Raw genomic sequence first — 19,698 nt, 5'->3', positions numbered from 1 at the left:
ACCGTGAACGACCGGATGATGGGAGCCGTGTAAATCGAGAGGTTTACGCACGGTTCTGAGAGAGCCGGGGGCTGAGATGCCCCCGGCTACTCGCCGAAGCCCGACCTGCGGTTTCGCATGCCTATCGACTGGCAGTTTTTCTGCCAGTCGCGCAGGTCCTCCGCCTTATCGTCGAAGCAGGCGACGACGAGAAGGAGGGGCGGCGACGTGGCAACAGAGTACGTGACGCAGGGCCAGCGGATCGCGCGGGCTCGTCACCGCAAGGGATGGGATCAAGCGACCCTCGCCGAAAAGATCGGCAGGTCCGTCTCCTGGCTGTCCAAGGTGGAGAACGGACGGATGCCGCTCGACCGGATGAGCGTCGTCGGCCAGCTCGCCGAGGTGCTCAGGGTAGAGGTCGCCGAGCTGACCGGTCAGCCGTACCAGCACGAGACGGCGGAACTCGACTCCGGGCACGCCGCAGTTCCCGGGCTGCGGCTCGCGCTTCAGCAAGCCTCCCTGGCCAGCAGAGTGGTGCTCCCGGCTCCGGGAACTGCGGACGCTTCGCGAACTGGAGGCCAATGTTCGACTCGCCGAGCAGCTTCGCCAAAACGCCAAGTTCACCGCGCTGGGCGAGGTGTTGCCCAGGATTCTTACCGACCTGATCGCGATCACGAGCGGCTCGTCGGCCGATCGACCCGAGTTCCGGATTCGCAACCATGCTTGCCATGAGTTGTTGGGCTGGCTATCGGACCTCTACCAAGTTGCGCCTGCGTCCGCACTTATTACGATTAAACGCACATGCGCGGTTCAGATTGTTTGTAAGAATGTATAGCGCATTTACGTGAGACGCCCGTTGTGCTTGACTCCCGGCGTGTAGCCACACCCTCTGGGAGGGGGCCATGGGGGAGTTCGTCGGGATCGATCCCCTCGGCGCGGAGAAGCTGATCCGCCAGATGGATGCCGGGAAGGACGTCCTGGGCAGGGCGCGGCCCGGGCTTGAGGCGGCGATTGCCGAGGCCGGTGAGGACTGGGCCGGCCGCGGGGGCGTCACTTCGATGCATCGCACCTGGGCGTTCTTCCACGAGTCGCAGCAGGACCTCAAATGGCGCGTCGGCACAATCAAGCGGATGGTGCCGACGCAGCAGAAGGGCATGCTGACCGGCACCTTCCCCTTCAGCAACGAGACAGAGGCGATGCAGGCCGCCAAGAAGGACGCGGCCGCCATCGCCGACGCGCTCAAGCACCACGACCAGTACCTTTCCGGGCAGAGCTGGAGTGAGGTGGAGAAGGCCCTGGCGGCGCTCAAGGGCAGGGCTGACGACCCTGCCTACGCCGCGGCGCTGCTGGCCGCACTCGGCACCCAGACCTTTCAGAAATTGTTCCGCGACTGGATGAACACCCAGGCCAAGGGAGACCGCAGAGGCCTGACCCCGGACGCGCTCAAGCGAGCCGGCGACGCTTCGCCGGGCCTGCTGGCAAAGGTCTTCGCCAGTGCGGAGGGCTCCGGGCGGCTTGGGAACGAGTGGCAGAAGATGGTGGAGACCGCTCCATCGGACATCCTGACGGCCCTGGTCCGGCTGGCCCCGCAATCCGGCACGTTCCTCAATCAGGTGGCGACCAACCTGCTGAATCGCCCACCGAACTCCGACACATATCCAACGGACCCCAACTGGAACCTGTACAACCTGGCCAAGGCGTACCAGGCCAATCCGGAGGCGTTCCAGCGATTACTCGCCGAGCACCAGAAGGAGGCCGGTGTCCTGCTGGACGCCTACACCATCAGGGCGAGCGGCGTCCCGGCCTACGAGGAGGCGCTGGCAAAGGCGCTGCACGGGGCGTTGAAGCCGGGCTCCGGGGTGGACAACGTGCGGGGGCAGGCTTGGCTCACGGTCGTCAATAGCATCGGATCCGAGCACACTTTCTGGGTCGGCGGCGGCATCGGGACCTTCGCCAACTCGCCCATCAGCCGGGTGTTAGCCCAGGACATCGAGCCCATCCTTGACAATCTCGCCCGAGGCCAGGCTGAGCGCAACTCGCCGAAGATGCCCTACCTGGGGCCCAGTCCACCATGGGACAAGCTCGACCCCACAGTGAGCGCCCGGTTCTTGGGCGCGTTAATGCAGGACCCCGCCGCAGCCGACACATTGATGAAGGCAGGGAGGGAGTACACCAAGGAACTCGACATGGGGCGCTTTCACCCCTTCGACCCGAGCAACTACAAGCAGGAAGCGCACATCAACCTCGCCGAGCGGACGGGCGCGTTGGCCAACCTGCTGCTGGCCGGCTCGACCTATGCCGAGTGGAGCGACGACGAGTACGCCGATCGATTAGCTGGCTTCGTACTCATGCCCGTCGACTACTTCGACGAGCACTTCCCCATCAGCAGCAAGATCGTGGCCACAGGCAAGGCCAAAGGGCTCGACGAGGTCAAAGACGTGCTGAAGGGCATGATCACGGATTACCTCGACAAGAAGACGCCGGACACCGCTCGGACCGTCGCTGGCACGCTCGTGAACGAGCAGGTCGATTGGCTGAACCGCTCACTCAAGGAACATGGGCAGCCAGCACTGACAGCATCACAGATGGCTTTGATCAGAGACGCGATGCAGGGCCGGATGCAGGACGGTCTGATTGATGCGCTGGAAAGAAGAGGCGGCTGACCATGCCCGTGAGACACCAACTGCTTCGCGAGGCGGCCGAAAAGGAAGCGCTCGCCACCACTTTCACCAGGTACGCCAGGAATCTGGCCGACACCTTCGAGGGCATCCCGTCGAAACCGGGCGACAGCGAGCCCTTCTGGAAGGGGCCAGCCGCAGAGCGGTACCTTGCTCACGCCGTCGGCCTCAAGCGCGAGATGAGCGAGCTCGAAAGCTCGTGCCTGGCCACCGCCGAGAACCTTCGCCGCCGCGCCAGCCAACTCCGGGAGGAGGCCGCGCAGGTGCCCGATCCCCTGTGACCTCATTCAGCCGTTGCGGCGGTAGCACTCCGTCTTGCCGATGATCATGATGTTGGGGGTCGGCTCCATGCGGGCGAGGAGTACGAAGGTCAGTTTGGCCTTCGGATTGACCACCACGGCAACGCTCGTGTTGTCCTCCCAGAGGTCAAGATTATCGACCACCTCGGTGGAGTAACCCCTGGTTGTGAGCTTGCCTTTCAGCAATCCGACCAGGCTGAGCGGATCCTCTGCGGACGGGTTCGCAAAGGTCCCTTTGGCTATGTAGTAGCGCTGCTCCTCGTCCTTGAGGCACGTCGCGTTTCGGTCCGGCTTAGTAGCCCGCTCCTTCGTTACCCCCGTCAGATCGGACTCGATCCCGGATAGCAACGCATCCCCATCGCTCACGAGCTGCCGGGCAGCATCCGTAAGCGTCGGCCGTTCAGGCTCTCCCGAACAGCCCGTCAGGACCGCGGATGAGGCAAGTACCGCGGCAACTGCCTTCGAAAACGCACCCAGGCGCATGATCCGGACCTTATCCGACCGCTCCCCGCTCGTACATCCGTTTCATTCCACCCATAGCAAGCCGTAATAGAGATCGAGGTGGGGCTGCCGTAAAGCCGTCATGATTATGGGTCAGTACAAATTGCGGTGGTACGTCAGATACTGCGGATCGACATCGTGCCCGGGAACGGTCCGCAAGGTGCCGCTCAACTCGCCGGTGAGTCGGTTGATCACTGTGAGGTCGTCCTTGACAATGATTGCGCCCTGGTCGAAGAGCACGTGGTCGTTGGGGCACAGGCAGAGGAGATTGCCTGCGACGTCGTAGCCGTGGTGCGGGCTGCCGAGCGGGCGGATATGTGCTCCCTCGGCATACGGGCCGTTAGGGAGCAGCAGCCGCACTCCGCACATCTGGCAGGTGTGATCGTGCAGGGTCTTGATCAGCAGTGAGAGTGCGTTGTCCCGGACGATCCGATTGACCGTGGTCGGGCGGCGTCCCGGTGTACGAACATCGTCGGGCGGCGGGAGCGGCTCTTCGTTGGTATCGCCCAGACCGACGCGTATGAGCAGTGCGTTCTGATCCTCGTCTGGGCAGTACTTGTTCAAGAGGTATGCGCTCGCTTGAGACCGTACCGCCTGGTCCTCCATCACCAGGTCGTACACCCACTCGCGTAGACCGGAGACCGGCTGATTCCGGCTCATCCATCCCAAAGGTGGGCTGCCGCTGGGGCGAGGCGGCTCCGGATGGTCGGGCAGCGTCCATAACCCAAAGTGCGTGAGCTTTAAGACCGGGTATTCAGGGGTGGGCCGGTCGCCCTCCAGGCCGAACTCCCTGATGAGCGCACTGATTTCGGCCCGTGTGACATCCCAGGGAACAAGGCGTTCCGCTCGGTGTGCCGCTCGGCCGAGGGCCCACAGTAGGGTGAGCGGCTGATGACGCTTAGGACGGCCGTTCGAGACGGCGGTGTCGAGATCTCTGATCGCTTCTAGGAATGCCGCGGCAGGCGATCCGTCTTGGCGCGAACCGAGGAGGAATCCGAGGTGGCCGAGAACCCTGCCGACCGTTGCAGCCCCTCCAGAGAACTCCGAAGCGCGAAGCGCGCGTCCGTCGACACCTCGGTGTGCCACGCCGGCGATCGCTTTGGAGTCGTACCGGCGCTCGTTGTGGATGATGAAGTAGTCGCGTGCTTCGCGGTAGCCGTACCGCTCAAGGAAGGCGTCGCGGCCCAGTTGGTCGTACTCCTCGATAGCCGCCAGAACCATCTCGCGATCAAGGTCGGATAAAGCCATTGGATCACGATACGTCCGGAGACTGACATCCCTGCGGGGTCACGAGATGCCGTACTGGCGGATCTTCCGGTAGATCGTGGCTCGTGACATGCCGATCGCCTTCGCGGCTTTGGTCGGGTTCTCCTGGTTGTCCCGCAACGCGTTGACGATGGCGTCGCGTTCGAGCGCCTCGATGGGTGTGAGCAGCCGATGGCTCGCGGACCGGCATTCCGGCGGCAGGTCGGCGACATCGACGACGCCTTTGGGGCGGTGCTTGATCGTGGTGGCGAGCACCCCGCGCAGTTGGCTCACGTTGCCCGGCCAGTCGAGCCGGGCCAGCTGTGCCAGCGCCTGGGGCGAGCACATCAGCTGGTCGTCCTTGGTCAACTGCCGGAGCAGGTGGTGCACGAGGTCGGGCAGGTCGTCGATGTGGTGGCGCAGCGCGGGGACTTCGACGGTGCGCGGGAAGATGGACCGCAGGGGCGCCACGGCGTCGGGCGTCTGGAGCGCGATGACCACCCGCGCCGCGTCCCATGTGCGGTCGGTGAGCAGGTCTGCCGTCGCGGATGCCTGCTGTTCGGACAACCGCTCGGCGTGCCGGAGCACGACCGTGGCGCCGGGTGTGGTCAGGTCATCGGTCAGGGTTTCGAGCCAGCTGTCGAACTCATCCGCGGCGGGCGGCTGGGTGACGCGGAAGTGTCTGCCCGGCTCGTGCTGCTGGTGCACCGCGCGTAGCAGGGCGAACTTGCCGGTACCCGCTTCGCCCTCGATCGCGAACCAGTCACCTGTAGCGAAGCACGCGGCGGCCTGCTGCACCGACCGCGTCCACGCCGGGCCGGTGCCCGCCAGACTGGGTGGGTTCATCCGGTGAGTGCGGTGCAGTGAGACGCCGCCCGCCAGTGGTGCCGGAAGCCGTTCGACCCGGATGCGGAACACGCCACCCGCGAGCCCGGAACCCGTCGACGCGGGGGAGTAGCGCAGGTGGGCCGTGCGCCCGCTGGGCAGCTCGACCGTCCGCAACGCGTGCCGTTTGTCCGCGCGCATCGTGTCGACCGCGTAGCCGATCAACGTCTGCTGCTCGGCGGGGTCGACCAGTTGCCGGAGTGCGTCGTTCATCATCACCACGTCGTTGTTCAACGCGAGCACCGGCCCGGGCGACCGTTGGCAGATCTTCATGTATTCGTGCATCAGCGCGAGTTCGCGCATGCCGGTCTGGGCGTGCAGTTCCGCCTCGATCTGGCGGGCGGTGGACGCCGCCAGCGCGATCAGCAGCGATCCGGGCGTATGTCGCCACGTCGTGATGTCCAGGATGCCGATCACCTTGCCGCGGACCGGGTGCCGGATGGGCATACCCGCGCAGGCGAATTGTCCTAGTTGACCCGCGTAGTGCTCGCTCCCGTCGACGAATGCGGACGATCCGCTGGAGATGGCGGTGCCGATTCCGTTCGTGCCGACGAATTTCTCGGCATAGCTGAAACCGGGCGCCAACTGGACCGCGTCGAGGGCTTCGCTGATCTGGAGACTGGAAACCCGCCGATCGAGCACCAGCCCGGTCTGATCGGTGAGGATCGTGCTGACCGCTTCACCGCGCAACTGTTCGTGCAGCATGTCGAGGATGGGGGCGGCGCCGCGCGCCAACGGCGTTTCGAGATCGGGATCGCGGATGAACGGGGCGAGGATCCGATCCGCCTCGACGTTGTTGTCCCGCGACCGCTCCCAGGACGCCAGGATCGTCCACCTGACGTTGGGACCGCGCTCACCGGTGCCGCTGAGGAAGCTGTCGCGGGCGTGGCTGATCTCGGCGTAGCTCGTCGCCGCAGGTGCGGGCTCTGCGGATCCGCTGCTCAGCGTCTTCGCCACGGGAGCCTCCCTGGATTGCCGTCTCTCCAAGAGTAGGCGCCGGGCGTGTGACCGGGATCTCAGATTGAGACGGTAACACTCCCGTAGTCGCGGTGTCATGAGTCAGCAACCCCGCGTCAACATGCCAGCTCGTGGATGACGGCGTTTTCGCCACGGTCATCGGCCGACGGCGCCGAATCCCGTGTCGAGAGAGGACCAGGCAGTGAGCAGACAGAGCCTGAGCAAGGCGCACGAGAAGATCACGGAATTGTCGTGGGAACCGACGTTCGCCACCCCGGCGAAGAAGTTCGGCACCGACTACAAGTTCGACAAGTCGCCGAAGAAGGACCCGCTGAAGCAGATCCTGCGCTCCTACTTCCCGATGGAGGAGGAGAAGGACAACCGGGTATTCGGAGCGATGGACGGCGCGATTCGCGGGAACATGTTCCGGCAGGTCCAGGAGCGCTGGATGGAGTGGCAGAAGCTGTTCCTGTCCATCATCCCGTTCCCCGAGATCTCGGCGGCGCGGGCGATGCCGCTGGCGATCGACGCCGTGCCCAACCCGCAGATCCACAACGGCCTCGCGGTGCAGATGATCGACGAGGTCCGGCACTCGACGATCCAGATGAACCTCAAGCGCCTGTACATGAACCACTACATCGACCCGGCCGGGTTCGACATCACCGAGAAGGCGTTCGCCAACAGCTACTGCGGCACCATCGGCCGCCAGTTCGGCGAGGGCTTCATCACCGGCGACGCCATCACCGCGGCGAACGTGTACCTGACGCTGGTCGCGGAGACCGCGTTCACGAACACGCTGTTCGTGGCGATGCCGTCCGAGGCGGCCGCCAACGGCGACTACCTGCTTCCGACGGTGTTCCACTCGGTGCAGTCCGACGAGTCGCGGCACATCAGCAACGGCTACTCGATCCTGCTGATGGCGCTGGCGGACGAGGACAACCGCCAGTTGCTGGAACGGGACCTGCGCTACGCCTGGTGGAACAACCACTGCGTCGTGGACGCGGCGATCGGCACGTTCATCGAGTACGGCACGAAGGACCGCCGCAAGGACCGGGACTCCTACGCCGAGATGTGGCGGCGGTGGATCTACGACGACTACTACCGCAGCTACCTGATCCCGCTGGAGAAGTACGGCCTGGTCATCCCGCACGACCTGGTCGAGAAGGCGTGGGACCGGATCTACAACCAGCACTACGTGCACCGCGTCGCGCAGTTCTTCGCGACCGGCTGGCCGGTCAACTACTGGCGGATCGACGCCATGACCGACGCGGACTTCGAGTGGTTCGAGCACAAGTATCCCGGCTGGTACGACCAGTTCGGCAACTGGTGGGAGGCCTACAACCGGCTTGCCTACCCCGGCAGGAACAAGCCGATCGCCTTCGAGAACGTCGGCTACGAGTACCCGCACCGCTGCTGGACGTGCATGGTGCCCGCGCTGATCCGCGAGGACATGGTCGTCGAGAAGGTCGACGGCCAGTGGCGCACCTACTGCTCGGAGACCTGCCACTGGACCGACGCGGTGGCGTTCCGGCCCGTGTACGAGGGCAGGGATACCCCGAACATGGGGCGGCTCACCGGCAAGCGGGAGTGGGAAACGCTGTACCACGGCCAGGATCTCGCCGACATCATCTCCGACCTCGGTTACGTCCGGGACGACGGCAGGACTCTCATCCCGCAACCGCACCTCGACCTCAGCGACCCCAAGAAGCTGTGGACGCTCGACGACATGCGTGGCATCCCGTTCGGCAGCCCGAACGTGACCCTCAACGAGATGACCGACGCCGAGCGCGAGGCGTGGGCCGCCTCCTACCGGGCCAACCCGAACCGGACGCCGTCGGGCGTGTGACCGACGCCGTGGACCAGGGCGGGGTGGGCAGTGCACACCACCCACCTCGCGCTGCACGGGTCCCGAACCGCGTCGAAAGGGCGGCAAGGCGATGAACGATCAGCACAAAGTGCGTTTCGAGCCGGTGGGCATCGAGATCGAGGTGTCCGAGGACGAGACCGTTCTCGACGCCGCGTTCCGGCAGGGCGTGATGCTCATGCATGGGTGTAAAGAAGGCCAGTGTTCGGCGTGCAAGTCGTTCCTGCTCGACGGCGACGTCCAGATGGACCGCTACTCGACGTTCGCGCTCGCCGACTACGAGAGCGACGAGGGATATGTCCTGCTCTGTCGGTCGCACGCCTACTCCGACCTGCAGGTCGAGCTGATCAACTTCGACGAGGAGATGATCCACTCCGGGCTGCCGGTGGTGACGGTGAGCACCGAGATCATGTCGATGACCGACCTGAGCCGCGACATCACCCGGCTGGTGCTGCGGATCGTGGAGGGGGAGCTGCGCTTCTACCCCGGCCAGTACGTCGACATCCGGATCCCGGACCACGACGAGCACCGGTCGTTCTCGATGGCGGCGCCGGCGTCTCCGGACGGGATGCTCGAGTTCATCATCAAGCGCTACCCCGGCGGTCACTTCTCCGGTCTGCTGGAAGGACAGCTGGACGTCGGCGACAAGCTCGACGTGACCGGCCCGTACGGGACGTTCACCCTCAAGGCCTCCTCGGAACGCAGGCTCGTGTTCGCGGCCGGTGGCGCCGGGATGGCGCCGATGCTGGCCCTGCTGCGGCAGATGGCCGAGAGCCGAAACGAGCGCGAGGTCGTCTTCTACTACGGGGCGCGCACCGAAGCGGACCTGATCTCGCTCGAGGACATCGCGGAACTGCGGGAACGGTTGCCACAACTGACGTTCGTGCCGTGCCTGTCGGAGTCCTGGCCCGAGGACTGGAACGAGGCCACCACCGGCTTCGTCCACGACGTCGTCGGCCGGCACGAGGATTCGCTGTCGTCGTGCGATGTCTACCTGTGCGGGCCGCCCCCGATGATCGACGCCGCACTGGGACTGCTGAGCGAGGTGGGCGTCCCGCGGGAGCAGATCCACTTCGACAAGTTCACCATCACCGCCGAATCCGGCAACGACTGAAAGAAGGCTGTTCATGAGCACGCCGGCCAAGGAGAAAAGGCAGCACCAGGCTCCCGTCAGCTTCCCGAAGCCCGAGTTCACCGGCGCGGAGGCGGGGATGCTGGAATTCCCGAGCTCCAGCAGCAGGTCCTACAACTACTTCAAACCGAAGAAGATGCGCGCCACTGTTTACGAGGACGTCACCACCGACGTCCAGCCGGACCCGGCGCGGCACCTCACTCAGGGCTGGATCTACGGGTTCGCGGACGGCGAAGGCGGCTACCCGCTCGACTGGACCGCGCTCAAGAGCGGCAACTGGCATGCCTTCCTCGACCCGAACGAGGAGTGGGAGCAGACGATCTACCGCAACAACGCCAACGTGGTGCGGCAGATCGAACTCAACCTCCAGAACGCCAAGGAGGCCGGCGCCTACGCGCACTGGTCGCCGACCTGGACCCGGTTCGTCGCCGAGAACGTCGGCGCCTGGATGCACGCCGAGCAGGGGCTGGGCATGCACGTCTTCGTGTCCGCGCAGCGGTCCGCGCCGACCAACATGATCAACAATGCGATCGCCGTGAACAGCGTCCACCGGCTGCGCTTCGCGCAGGACATCGCGCTGTACAACCTGGATCTGAGCCAGTCCCTTGAGGCCTTCGACGGCGGTGCGCACCGCGCCACGTGGAAGGACGACCCGTCGTGGCAAGGGGTTCGGGAGAACGTGGAACTGCTGACCGCGGTCGAGGACTGGGCCGAGGCGGTGTTCGCGACAAATGTCGTGTTCGAGCCGCTCGTGGGTGTGCTGTTCCGCAGCGACCTCGTCATGCAGATCGCGGCACGCAACGGCGACTACATCACCCCGACGCTGATCGGCGCGGGCGAGAACGACTACACCCGCGACCTGCGCTACACCCGCGCGCTGTTCTCGTTGCTGGCCAACGACGCCGAGCACGGTGAGCAGAACAGGTCCGTCATGCAGGGCTGGCTCGACAAGTGGGTGCCGGTCAGCCGGCGCGCCGCGTACGAGCTGCAGCCCATCTGGTCGCAGCCGGCGGACCGGGCGGTCACTTTCGCGGAGTCGTACTCCGCCGCGACCGCCGATTTCCAGACCCTGATCACCGACCTGGGCCTTATCGCGGCGAAGGAGCAGTGAAATGACCTCTTCTGCGAGTTTCGACGTCAACCGGACCTCGTCCAACATGTGCGGAGTCACGCTCATGAACAACCAGAACGGCTATGTCGTCGCGGAGGTCATGGGCGCCAAGGACGGCATCGTGATCTCCGAGTTCCCGTCGATGATCCGCGTGGACGGTCAAAACAAGATCGTCTTCGACTACCAGGAGATCTCCGAGGCCCTGGGCACGGAGTTCGACGGGTCGGACTTCGAGGAGATCATGTCGACCCACTACGGCCGCATGGTCCACCTCGACGACAAGACCATCATGTTCGCCAATCCCGAGGACGCCGCCGAGTACATCGGCTTCGATCTCACGCCCGTGGAGTAGAGGAGGTCCGAACAGATGTACACCAAGGACGGCGAGGACTACTTCATCGTCGATTCGCACATCGCCCTGTGGGACGGCCGCGAGCAGAACTGCCGCAATATCCACGGCAAGCAGTTCATCGACTGCTTCTACGACTACCACAGGAACCTGAGCCCCGAAGACGCCGTGTGGCCGTACGACGAGTACACCTACTACGGCGGTGAACGCCTGATGAAGGACCTCTTCACCGACGGCTACGTCGACCACGCGATCTTCCAGCCGGCCTACCTCGGTGACTTCTACCGCAACGGGTTCGGGCAGACCGAAGAGGCGTGGGCGCTGACCCAGCAGCATCCCGGCAAGCTCACGTACAACCACAACTTCGACCCGCGCAACGAGCAGGCCGGGCTCGACCGGCTGCGCGCGGACGCCGAACGGTTCGGGCTCAAGGGAGTCAAGCTCTACACCGCCGAGTGGCACGGCGACTCCCGCGGCTACAAGCTCACCGACCCGTGGTCGTACCGGTACCTGGAAGCCTGCCAGGAGCTGGGCATCACCAACATCCACGTGCACAAGGGACCGACGATCCGCCCGCTCGACCGGGACTCCTTCGACGTCGCCGACATCGACGCCGTGGCGACGGACTTCACCGACCTCAACTTCATCGTGGAGCACGTCGGACTGCCGCGCCTGGAGGACTTCTGCTGGATCGCCACTCAGGAGCCCAACGTCTACGGCGGGCTGGCCGTCGCGATGCCGTTCATCCACACCAGGCCGCGGTACTTCGCCCAGATCATCGGCGAGCTCCTCTACTGGATCGGGGAGGACCGGATCATGTTCTCCAGCGACTACGCGCTCTGGACGCCGAAGTGGCTGATCGAGAAGTTCGTGGACTTCCAGATCCCGGCGGACCTGGACGAGTACTCGCCGCTCACGACCGATGTGAGGCGGAAGATCCTCGGCCTCACCGCCGCCCGGCTCTACGATCTGGCGGTACCGGAAGGGCTCGCGTCGAAGATCCCGGTGGAGCCCGCGGCCGAGGCCGCGGTGGGTGCGTCGGCATGATCGCCCAGGACCCGCGCGGTGCGGTGGTCACCGCGTTGAGCACCGTTCGGGATCCGGAGCTGGACGAGTCGATCGTCGACCTCGGATTCGTCACGGAGACCACCGTCGGGGGCGGCCGCGCGGAAGTGCGGCTCCGGCTGCCGACGTACTTCTGCGCACCGAACTTCGCCTACCTCATGGTGGCCGACGCGTACGACGCCGTGATGGCCGTCGAGGGCGTCGACCACGTGTCCGTCGTGCTGGAGGAGCACTTCGCCGCCGCCGAGATCAACGCGGGCGTCGCGGCCGGGTCGGGCTTCGTCGGATCGTTCCCCGGGGAGGCCGTGGCCGAACTGCACGACCTGCGGCGCAACTTCCGGCGCAAGGCGCACACCGCGTGCCTGGAACGCGCCTGCCGGCGGCTCATCAAGGACGGCTGGACGGTCGAGGGGTTGTCCCAGGCGCACCTGGGAGATCTGCCGGACGGCCCCGAACGCGCCAGCCTGCTGCGTCGACGCGCCGACATCGGCCTGCCGGTGGCAGCCGACTCGCCGGTGTTCGTCGACGAAGGTGGCCAACCGGTGCCGGCGGAGCAGATCCCGTTCCGGCTCCGGTTCGCCCGCACCGTCCGCGTGAGCATCGAAGGCAACGCGCACTTCTGCCGCGGCCTGCTCATCACCCGCTACCCGCACGCGGCCGCCGACCAGCGACCCCGTCACCCGGAACAGGAGGCGTCGGCATGAAGGCCGTCCAGCTCGGGAAGTACCACGCGGCGCCGGAGTTGATCCAGGTCGCCGATCCGGAGATCGACTCGCCGCTGGACGTGATCGTCCGGATCGGCGGGGCCGGTGTCTGCAGAACCGACCTGCACATCATCGAGGGCCAGTGGGCGAAGAAGTCCAACGTGGATCTGCCGTACACCATCGGCCACGAGAACGCGGGCTGGGTGCAGGCGGTCGGCAGCGCCGTGACCAACGTGGCCGTCGGCGACGCGGTGATCCTGCACCCGCTGGTGACCTGCGGGCTGTGCCGGGCCTGCCGCTTCGGCGACGACGTGCACTGCGTCAACTCCTCCTTCCCCGGCATCGACACGGACGGCGGGTACGCGGAATACCTGAAGACGACGGCACGGTCGGCGATCCGGCTCGACGACTCGCTCCAGCCGGCCGACGTGGCAGCGCTCGCCGACGCCGGGCTCACCGCCTACCACGCGGTGGCCAAGGCGGCCCGCGTCCTGCGCCCCGGCGACAAGGCGCTGGTCATCGGCGCGGGCGGGCTTGGCCACATCGGCGTCCAGGTGCTGCGCGCGTTGTCCTCGGCGGAGATGATCGTGGTCGACCGCAACGCCGACGCCTTGGCACTGGCCAAGCAGCTCGGCGCCGACCACACCGTGCTCGCCGACGGCGACCAGATCGAAGCCGTCCGGGAGTTGACCGGTGGAAACGGCGCCGAGGCGGTCATCGACTTCGTCGGCGAGGGCGGCGCGATCGAGGACGGCGTCGCGAGCCTGCGCCGCAACGGCAGCTACTACGTCATCGGCTACGGCGGCGCCCTCAACGTGCCGACGATCGACATCATCTCCACCGAGATCAACTTCATCGGCAACCTGGTCGGCTCCTACAACGACCTTGCCGAGCTGATGGTCCTGGCCGCCCAAGGCAAAGTCACCCTGCACACCTCCACGTACGCCTTGTCCGACTTCGCCAAGGCCCTGGATGACCTCGACCGCGGCGAGGTCCGCGGCCGGGCGATCCTCGTGCCCTAGATCCCCGCAGCCCCCACACACCCAGGAAGAAGGACGTCATGGCCAAGGATCTGCGGTTCAACGTCGAGGCGCGGCAACTGCTGGAGACCGGCGTGAACGCGCTCGCCGACGCGGTCAAGGTCACCCTCGGTCCCAAGGGGCGCAACGCCGTCATCGAGAAGTTGGTCGGCGCGCCCACGATCACCAACGACGGCGTCACCATCGCGCGGGAGATCCAACTGCGCAACCCGTTCGCCAACATGGGCGCACAGCTCGTCAAGGAGGTGGCCACCAAGACCAATGGCGTGGCGGGCGACGGCACCACCACCGCGACCGTGCTGGCGCAGGCCATGGTCCGCGAGGGCCTGCGGGCGGTGGGCGAGGGCGCCAACCCGATGCTGCTCAAGGTCGGCATCGAGGCCGCCGTCGAAGCCGTGCTCGACCGGTTGTCCAGCGAGGCCAGTGAAGTAAGCGGCCCGTCCGACCTGGCGAGCGTGGCGATGTTGTCGGCCAACAACGACCACGAGATCGGCGAGGCGATCGCGTCGGCGATCGGCCGGGTCGGCCGCCGCGGCGTCGTCACCGTCGAGGAGTCGCCGACGTTCGGGCTCGACGTCACCTACGTCGACGGCGTCGAGATCGACAACGGCTACATCTCGCCCTACATGGTGACCGACCGCGAACGCATGGAAGCGGTCTTGGACAACCCCTACGTGCTGCTCACGTCGGAGAAGATCACCAAGGTCCAGGAGCTGATGCCGGTCCTGGAGCAGGTCACCAGGTCCGGTCGCCAGCTGCTGATCTTCGCCCAGAACGTCGAAGGCCCAGCACTGGGCATGCTGGTGGCCAACAACGTGCACAACACGTTCCGCTCGGTCGTCGTGCGCGCGCCCGGGTTCGGCCATCGGCGCATCGCCGAGCTGAGCGACCTGGCGATCTGGATGGGTGGCCAGGTGATCACCTCCGACGCGGGCCTCGCCCTGGACACCGTGCGACTCGACCAGTTGGGCCAGGTCCGCAGGGTGACCGTCACCGACAGCACGACCACGCTCGTCGGCGGCGTCGGTCCGGACCGCGAGGTCTCCGCGCGCATCGAGCAGCTCAAGACGGAGTTCGAGCGGGCCGCCAACGACCACGACAGAGACGCTCTGCAGGCCCGGATCGCCCGGCTGTCCGGCAGCGTCGCGGTCATCCACGTCGGCGCGGCCACCGGCGTCGAGCTCACCGAGAAGCAGCACCGGGTCGAGGACTCGCTGTCGGCGACCAGGGCGGCGCTCGAAGAGGGCGTCGTGGCGGGCGGCGGCTCCGCGCTGGTGCAGGCGGGCGGTGCGGTCGACGCGCTGGAGCTGCCCGGCGAGAAGGGGTTGGGCGCCCGGATCGTGCACGACGCCCTCGCGGAACCGCTGCGCTGGATCGCCATCAACGCGGGCTACCAGGGGGACGAGATCGTCGACGCCGTCAAGAACCTGCCGACGGGGCACGGGTTCAACGCCGTCACCGGCGAGTTCGGGGACATGTTCGACTTCGGCATCATCGACCCGTTGAAGGTGACCCGCTCCGCCCTGCAGAGCGCCGCCTCCATCGCCGCGCTGCTGCTGACCACCGAGACGCTGATCGTCGAGGAGGTCGTGGGCAATCCGGGCGCGATCCACGCACCCGGATTCGGTGACCTCGCAGAAGGTCTCGTACGGCCGTCGAACATTCCGTGATCCTCGGCCGGACCCCTCAGGAGTCGACATGAACCCGCAACCGCCCGACATCGCTTATGCGCCGCGCGCTCCTGAGCAGTCCGGTGTCGACCCGAAGACCGGCCGCGGGTTCCTCGCCCGCGGCCGGTTCCTGGGGCTCATCGGCCCGGCCTTCGTCGCCGCGGTCGCGTTCGTGGATCCCGGCAATGTCGCCACCAACGTCAGCGCCGGCATCGACTACCGCTACATGCTGATCTGGGCGGTGGTCTCCGCGTGTCTGATGGCCATGTTCGTCCAGTACCTGGCGGCCAAGCTCGGGCTGGCGACCGGACGCAGCCTCGCCGAGGTCTGCCGTGACCAAACCTCGACGCCGGTGCGGTTGGGACTGTGGCTGGTCGCCGAGGCTGTGGTGATCATGACCGACCTCGCCGAGTTCGTCGGTGGCGCGGTCGCGTTGAACCTGCTGTTCGACATTTCGCTGTTCAACGGGGGGCTCATCGTGGCAGCGGCCACCATGGTCATCCTGCGGGTGCGCCTGCGCGGCCGGGAGGGCTTCTCCGCCGTCGTCGTCGGGCTGCTGTTCGTGCTGGCGCTCGCGTTCCTCTACCTGGTGGTGAACTCACCGCTGGATCCGGTCGCCGCGGTGTCGGGTCTGGTGCCGCGGCTGCCGGACTCCCGCAGCGCACTGCTCGTGTGCGGCATCATCGGTGCCACCGTGATGCCGCACGCGGTGTTCCTGCACTCCTCGCTGATCGGCGGCCTCTCCCCGGACCGGCAGGGCACGCTGCGCACACAGGCCGTCCTGCGGTTCCTGCGCCGCGACGTGATCATCGCGTTGGGTGTGGCCGGCGTGGTGAACGTCCTGATGCTCCTGGTGGCGACCTCGCTGCCCGCGGGCGACGGCAACTCGCTCGTCTCGGTGCACGCGGCGTTCCTCGACCGCTCGGGGGCGCTGTTCGCGGCGGTCTTCGCGGTGGCGCTGCTCGCTTCCGGGCTCGCCTCGGCGTGCGCGGGTGTCTACAGCGGGCAGGCGGTCATGCAGGGATTCCTGCGGCGCAACAGCAGCGTGTGGCTGCGCCGGGCCGTGTCCTCGGTTCCCGCACTGGTCGTGCTGGCGCTGGTGACCGACCCCACCGAGGCGCTCGTGTTCAGCCAGGTCGCACTCGCGTTCGGCCTGCCGTTCGCGCTCGTTCCCCTGATGATTTTCACGGCTCGCCGTGACCTCATGGGTGCGTTCGCCAACCGCGTGCGGACCACCTTCTTCGGCGTGGTCGTCACGACGGTCGTGTTGGCGCTCAACGGATTCGTGATCATCGACCTCGTACTGACCGGCTAGTGCCCGGTGACCGAATCGGCCGAGTCACGGCGGGCGGCCGCGCACAGTCCAGATTGGAGCACCATGACCGGCAAGTCTTGGCAGCAAGCGAGTCTCGACGGGCTCGCGGCGCTCACCGTCGATGCGATGCCCGCGGTCGAGGTGCTCCTCCTCGACGACATCGCTGAGTACCTGATGGGAGCCGGACCCCGGCAACCCCCGTACACCGTCGAGCACGGCAGTCGCGTCGTGAGCGCCCTGTTCGGCGCGATCGTCAACTCGGCGCGGTTCGCCCCGTCGGAAGTGCCTGCGCCGACGCCGGAGATCACCGCCGGCCGTGCGCAGATTGTGCGCGGAGCCCACGACTTCGCCACTCGTGGCATCGGCGGGATCAGCCGGCTCGCCAAACGCGTGATCCCGGCCGCATTGGGGGAGCTGGAGACTTATCAGAACTCGCCAGAGAAGCAGACCTGCCTGGTTTTCTCCTATGCGCTCCTCGCCGTCGCGTCGGGGCCGCGCAACCTGCTCGACGACGAGTCCGCAATCGGAGTCATGCAGATCTTCCAGGCGTGGGACGCGGTTCTCGGGCAGGGCGTAGTGCTGCCGTGGCGCAGGGAGGCCGCATCCGGTTGACTGACACCGACGCCGCCGGGGTCGCGGCCACGACCGCCGCAATCAGCCCGCGGTCGCCGCGAGGGTCACCAGGCCGACGACCATGACCGCCGCGCTGGCCATCAGGAACGCCGGGTTGTGCGCGCTCCACCAGCGGATCCGGACCTGAACCCAGCCGGGTACCTCGTCAACCCGGACCAGCCGCAGGGCGATGACGTTCACGATCGCAGTGCCGAGGCCGAGCGCGCCGAGCCGTGCCATGGCTTCCGCGAGCGTGACCAATTCCATACAGACATCTAACCCCGTCACGTCGACGGCGCGCGTCTCACCGTGAGACAACCCAGCCTCAACCGAACGAAGGCCCGGTGGCCGATTGGCGACGACGGGTTAGTCGTCCTGCTGACAAGCGGTCTGCGTCGCAACAGGGCCCGATCACTCCGGGTGCGGCCGGCGGTCCCGCGACTCCACCGCCGGGTGTCCGAGCAGCTTGTCGATGCTGCGGCGTTCGCGTTTGGTGGGACGGCCTGCGCCCCGAGCCCGGACGGCCACCGTCACGGTCTCCTCGCGCGGAGGAGGGGGAGGGCTCTTGTCGACGTAGCACTCGGCGGCCACGGTGGCGCCGACGCGCTTGCTGATGATCCGGGAGACGACCACGATGCGTTCGTGCCCCTCGTGCCGCAGTCGGATCTCGTCCCCGACCCGGACGGCATGCGCGGGCTTGACCCGCACCCCGTTGACTCGGACGTGACCGCCCCGGCAGGCGTCGGACGCGATCGAACGAGTTCTGGTCAGCCGCACCGACCAGATCCAGCTGTCCACCCGCGCACTCAGCTGCTCACCCGCCATCCCGACACTTTACTTGTCCGGTGTGCGCCACCACCTCGTCGGCCGCGATGAGGGCGAACTGCGCGAACCGCCTGGCCGCGCGAGTTCGCCGTCCAGTTGCGGGAGGCGATCGACCGGCACGCAGAACGATGGCGCCACCGGTGCCGAGCTGAAGAAGCTGCCCTGACCTGCCGGTCCGCTTGGCAGCTATGTCGGACTCGTCCTCGAAATGGGCGGTAAGTGTTGTGGCGATTCGCCTGGGATGAGCTCGCGGCGACGGGTCGCGTTGGCGTGTTCGGTCGATGCCCAATCCGGCCCCCACCGCGACCACGGCGCCTGCTCCCGGCTGCGCGGCGTTAAACGTTCCAAAGGCTGCCCCCGAGAAATACCAGGCCGACAAATGTCCGGCTGCTGCCCGGTTACTGCCCTTCTGATCTCACCGTCCCCATGAAATGGTTACGTCGGACAAACAGCCTGAGCCGAGAAAGGAGAAGTCATGCGCCCGATGGTGCAGAAACTCTTTCTAACCGTTATGGCAGGGGCCATGCTGACGGCCACGGCCGGGGCCGCCCGCGCCGCCGAAACGAGGCTGGGATTATGCGACGCGCCCAACGCATGCAACTACAAAACCCAGATCCTCAAGCCCAACCCCAAGGACAGTTGGGATTACAGCCAGGCGAACAGGACCATCTACCTCGCGGCGGGGACGTACTCGATGCGGTACGAGGGATGCACCGACCACGCCACGGCCTCGAACTATCTGCCCGCGGGCACTTACAGCTGGCGCAATCTCCTCGATCCCAAGAACGGGTACTACCACCAGACCGTGGTGCTCGAAGGACCGGTTTATTGGAGCAGGAGCAGCTGCGATTGGCAGGTTTTCGCCGAAGGCTCTTATACGTGGGGTACGAGCCTTTCGCCAATAGGTTAGGCATTTCCGCCCCCTCGAAAACAGAACGTTAACCGGAGGTACGCATGAAACGTCGACTCGCTCTGACGGCCGGCACGGCGGCAACCGCGTTATTCACCACGTTCGGTGCCAGCAGCGTCGCGTACGCCGAGTCGGAGGCGGCGCGGGCCGCTCCGGCCGGCACGACGGCCACCTGCTACGGGAACACGTGCTCGGGCAAGGACCCCAACGCCACGGGCTGTTCCGCCGGCGCGACCGTCCTCGCCGACATGGTGGTTCTCGGTTTCTCGGCCAAGCAATTTCTCGTCCGGCTCTCCTACTCGCCGGCCTGCAACGCGAGCTGGACGGACATCCAAGCCATCAACCAGCCGGACTGTTATGGGGGCGAGTACATCTGGCACGAGGCCGTCAACAACAGCACCGGCGCCATCACCAGAACCGCACGCGCGTACGACGGGGACGCGTGCAGCACGTACACGGTCATGATGAGCAGAGTGGGCAGATCGACCCGGGCCTGCTCCACCAGCACCTGGACGGGCACCAACCACTGCACCCCGTGGAAATAGCCGGCCGTGGAT

Annotated in this window: 20 protein-coding genes; 15 read left to right on the top strand and 5 right to left on the bottom strand. The window is 66.4% G+C overall.

All coding sequences use genetic code 11. The annotated features are described in order from the left end of the window. The first annotated feature begins 117 nt into the window (after positions 1-117). The 3 genes from AB0F17_RS64460 (at position 118) to AB0F17_RS64450 (ending at position 2,938) form a co-directional block, all read left to right on the top strand. Entirely contained in the window at positions 118-711 is a 594-nt protein-coding gene (locus tag AB0F17_RS64460) for a helix-turn-helix transcriptional regulator (RefSeq protein WP_358046917.1), read from the top strand. A gap of 170 nt (positions 712-881) precedes the next feature. Then, a complete protein-coding gene (locus tag AB0F17_RS64455) occupies positions 882-2,642 on the top strand; it encodes a hypothetical protein (protein WP_358046914.1) in 1,761 nt (586 codons plus the stop codon). Positions 2,643-2,644: 2 nt separating this feature from the next. Continuing rightward, the gene (locus AB0F17_RS64450; protein ID WP_358046911.1) at positions 2,645-2,938 is read left to right on the top strand and encodes a hypothetical protein; all 294 of its coding nucleotides are present in this window, start codon (positions 2,645-2,647) and stop codon (positions 2,936-2,938) included. A 6-nt stretch (positions 2,939-2,944) separates the two neighbouring features. Here AB0F17_RS64450 and AB0F17_RS64445 read toward each other — a convergent pair whose 3' ends face one another. The 3 genes from AB0F17_RS64445 to AB0F17_RS64435 all read right to left on the bottom strand — a co-directional run bounded on the left by AB0F17_RS64445 (position 2,945) and on the right by AB0F17_RS64435 (position 6,544). Beyond that, positions 2,945-3,439: a hypothetical protein gene (locus tag AB0F17_RS64445; RefSeq protein WP_358046908.1), complete on the bottom strand. Its 495-nt coding sequence runs from the start codon at positions 3,437-3,439 to the stop codon at positions 2,945-2,947. A 111-nt stretch (positions 3,440-3,550) separates the two neighbouring features. Continuing rightward, on the bottom strand, positions 3,551-4,705 hold the full coding sequence (locus AB0F17_RS64440; RefSeq protein ID WP_358046905.1) for an HNH endonuclease: 1,155 nt from the start codon (positions 4,703-4,705) through the stop codon (positions 3,551-3,553). A 39-nt stretch (positions 4,706-4,744) separates the two neighbouring features. Beyond that, entirely contained in the window at positions 4,745-6,544 is a 1,800-nt protein-coding gene (locus tag AB0F17_RS64435; RefSeq protein ID WP_358046902.1) for a GAF domain-containing protein, read from the bottom strand. 202 nt (positions 6,545-6,746) lie between these two features. Here AB0F17_RS64435 and AB0F17_RS64430 point away from each other — a divergent pair, with 202 nt between their 5' ends. The 10 genes from AB0F17_RS64430 (at position 6,747) to AB0F17_RS64385 (ending at position 17,406) form a co-directional block, all read left to right on the top strand. Next, the gene (locus AB0F17_RS64430) at positions 6,747-8,390 is read left to right on the top strand and encodes a hypothetical protein (protein ID WP_358046899.1); all 1,644 of its coding nucleotides are present in this window, start codon (positions 6,747-6,749) and stop codon (positions 8,388-8,390) included. A gap of 91 nt (positions 8,391-8,481) precedes the next feature. Then, entirely contained in the window at positions 8,482-9,522 is a 1,041-nt protein-coding gene (locus tag AB0F17_RS64425) for a 2Fe-2S iron-sulfur cluster binding domain-containing protein (RefSeq protein ID WP_358046896.1), read from the top strand. A gap of 13 nt (positions 9,523-9,535) precedes the next feature. Beyond that, the gene (locus AB0F17_RS64420; RefSeq protein WP_358046893.1) at positions 9,536-10,651 is read left to right on the top strand and encodes an aromatic/alkene monooxygenase hydroxylase subunit beta; all 1,116 of its coding nucleotides are present in this window, start codon (positions 9,536-9,538) and stop codon (positions 10,649-10,651) included. A 1-nt stretch (position 10,652) separates the two neighbouring features. Next, the gene (gene mimD, locus AB0F17_RS64415; protein ID WP_358046890.1) at positions 10,653-11,003 is read left to right on the top strand and encodes a propane 2-monooxygenase effector subunit MimD; all 351 of its coding nucleotides are present in this window, start codon (positions 10,653-10,655) and stop codon (positions 11,001-11,003) included. 15 nt (positions 11,004-11,018) lie between these two features. Further along, a complete protein-coding gene (locus AB0F17_RS64410) occupies positions 11,019-12,047 on the top strand; it encodes an amidohydrolase family protein (RefSeq protein WP_358046887.1) in 1,029 nt (342 codons plus the stop codon). After that, a complete protein-coding gene (locus AB0F17_RS64405; RefSeq protein ID WP_358046884.1) occupies positions 12,044-12,769 on the top strand; it encodes an iron-sulfur cluster assembly protein in 726 nt (241 codons plus the stop codon). The genes AB0F17_RS64410 and AB0F17_RS64405 overlap by 4 nt, the downstream gene beginning before the upstream one ends. Then, positions 12,766-13,791 carry an NAD(P)-dependent alcohol dehydrogenase gene (locus tag AB0F17_RS64400; protein WP_358046881.1) on the top strand — a complete coding sequence of 342 codons (1,026 nt, stop codon included), beginning with the start codon at positions 12,766-12,768 and terminating at the stop codon, positions 13,789-13,791. Before AB0F17_RS64405 ends, AB0F17_RS64400 begins: the two co-directional genes overlap by 4 nt. A gap of 38 nt (positions 13,792-13,829) precedes the next feature. Then, positions 13,830-15,479: a chaperonin GroEL gene (groL, locus tag AB0F17_RS64395; RefSeq protein ID WP_358046879.1), complete on the top strand. Its 1,650-nt coding sequence runs from the start codon at positions 13,830-13,832 to the stop codon at positions 15,477-15,479. Positions 15,480-15,507: 28 nt separating this feature from the next. Further along, complete coding sequence (locus AB0F17_RS64390) at positions 15,508-16,794, top strand: Nramp family divalent metal transporter (protein ID WP_358046876.1); 1,287 nt, start codon at positions 15,508-15,510, stop codon at positions 16,792-16,794. A 63-nt stretch (positions 16,795-16,857) separates the two neighbouring features. After that, complete coding sequence (locus AB0F17_RS64385) at positions 16,858-17,406, top strand: hypothetical protein (protein ID WP_358046873.1); 549 nt, start codon at positions 16,858-16,860, stop codon at positions 17,404-17,406. A 42-nt stretch (positions 17,407-17,448) separates the two neighbouring features. On the opposite strand, the gene AB0F17_RS64380 is transcribed toward AB0F17_RS64385, so the two are convergent. Further along, positions 17,449-17,673 carry a hypothetical protein gene (locus AB0F17_RS64380; RefSeq protein WP_358046870.1) on the bottom strand — a complete coding sequence of 75 codons (225 nt, stop codon included), beginning with the start codon at positions 17,671-17,673 and terminating at the stop codon, positions 17,449-17,451. A 144-nt stretch (positions 17,674-17,817) separates the two neighbouring features. Further along, complete coding sequence (locus AB0F17_RS64375; protein WP_358046867.1) at positions 17,818-18,231, bottom strand: RNA-binding S4 domain-containing protein; 414 nt, start codon at positions 18,229-18,231, stop codon at positions 17,818-17,820. Positions 18,232-18,706: 475 nt separating this feature from the next. Between AB0F17_RS64375 and AB0F17_RS64370 the strand changes: the two genes are divergently transcribed. Both AB0F17_RS64370 and AB0F17_RS64365 read left to right on the top strand, forming a co-directional pair. After that, positions 18,707-19,141 carry a hypothetical protein gene (locus AB0F17_RS64370; RefSeq protein ID WP_358046865.1) on the top strand — a complete coding sequence of 145 codons (435 nt, stop codon included), beginning with the start codon at positions 18,707-18,709 and terminating at the stop codon, positions 19,139-19,141. Positions 19,142-19,185: 44 nt separating this feature from the next. Then, a complete protein-coding gene (locus AB0F17_RS64365) occupies positions 19,186-19,686 on the top strand; it encodes a DUF2690 domain-containing protein (protein ID WP_358046862.1) in 501 nt (166 codons plus the stop codon). Positions 19,687-19,698: the final 12 nt, after the last annotated feature.

Origin of the sequence: Nonomuraea sp. NPDC026600, from assembly GCF_040638335.1 — a bacterium.
Taxonomy (GTDB): Bacteria; Actinomycetota; Actinomycetes; order Streptosporangiales; family Streptosporangiaceae; genus Nonomuraea.
Note: the sequence above shows the minus strand (reverse complement) of the source record. Positions and strands in the feature narration are given on the sequence as shown.

What these genes read in the sequence shown, in the direction of transcription:
- groL (WP_358046879.1), top strand. Translation starts at nt 13,830, where the DNA reads ATGGCCAAGGATCTGCGGTTCAACGTCGAGGCGCGGCAACTGCTGGAG.
- AB0F17_RS64380 (WP_358046870.1), bottom strand. Translation starts at nt 17,673, where the DNA reads ATGGAATTGGTCACGCTCGCGGAAGCCATGGCACGGCTCGGCGCGCTC.
- AB0F17_RS64410 (WP_358046887.1), top strand. Translation starts at nt 11,019, where the DNA reads ATGTACACCAAGGACGGCGAGGACTACTTCATCGTCGATTCGCACATC.
- AB0F17_RS64375 (WP_358046867.1), bottom strand. Translation starts at nt 18,231, where the DNA reads ATGGCGGGTGAGCAGCTGAGTGCGCGGGTGGACAGCTGGATCTGGTCG.
- AB0F17_RS64420 (WP_358046893.1), top strand. Translation starts at nt 9,536, where the DNA reads ATGAGCACGCCGGCCAAGGAGAAAAGGCAGCACCAGGCTCCCGTCAGC.
- AB0F17_RS64370 (WP_358046865.1), top strand. Translation starts at nt 18,707, where the DNA reads ATGCGCCCGATGGTGCAGAAACTCTTTCTAACCGTTATGGCAGGGGCC.
- AB0F17_RS64425 (WP_358046896.1), top strand. Translation starts at nt 8,482, where the DNA reads ATGAACGATCAGCACAAAGTGCGTTTCGAGCCGGTGGGCATCGAGATC.
- AB0F17_RS64390 (WP_358046876.1), top strand. Translation starts at nt 15,508, where the DNA reads ATGAACCCGCAACCGCCCGACATCGCTTATGCGCCGCGCGCTCCTGAG.
- mimD (WP_358046890.1), top strand. Translation starts at nt 10,653, where the DNA reads ATGACCTCTTCTGCGAGTTTCGACGTCAACCGGACCTCGTCCAACATG.
- AB0F17_RS64445 (WP_358046908.1), bottom strand. Translation starts at nt 3,439, where the DNA reads ATGCGCCTGGGTGCGTTTTCGAAGGCAGTTGCCGCGGTACTTGCCTCA.
- AB0F17_RS64400 (WP_358046881.1), top strand. Translation starts at nt 12,766, where the DNA reads ATGAAGGCCGTCCAGCTCGGGAAGTACCACGCGGCGCCGGAGTTGATC.
- AB0F17_RS64385 (WP_358046873.1), top strand. Translation starts at nt 16,858, where the DNA reads ATGACCGGCAAGTCTTGGCAGCAAGCGAGTCTCGACGGGCTCGCGGCG.
- AB0F17_RS64455 (WP_358046914.1), top strand. Translation starts at nt 882, where the DNA reads ATGGGGGAGTTCGTCGGGATCGATCCCCTCGGCGCGGAGAAGCTGATC.
- AB0F17_RS64405 (WP_358046884.1), top strand. Translation starts at nt 12,044, where the DNA reads ATGATCGCCCAGGACCCGCGCGGTGCGGTGGTCACCGCGTTGAGCACC.
- AB0F17_RS64365 (WP_358046862.1), top strand. Translation starts at nt 19,186, where the DNA reads ATGAAACGTCGACTCGCTCTGACGGCCGGCACGGCGGCAACCGCGTTA.
- AB0F17_RS64460 (WP_358046917.1), top strand. Translation starts at nt 118, where the DNA reads ATGCCTATCGACTGGCAGTTTTTCTGCCAGTCGCGCAGGTCCTCCGCC.
- AB0F17_RS64440 (WP_358046905.1), bottom strand. Translation starts at nt 4,705, where the DNA reads ATGGCTTTATCCGACCTTGATCGCGAGATGGTTCTGGCGGCTATCGAG.
- AB0F17_RS64450 (WP_358046911.1), top strand. Translation starts at nt 2,645, where the DNA reads ATGCCCGTGAGACACCAACTGCTTCGCGAGGCGGCCGAAAAGGAAGCG.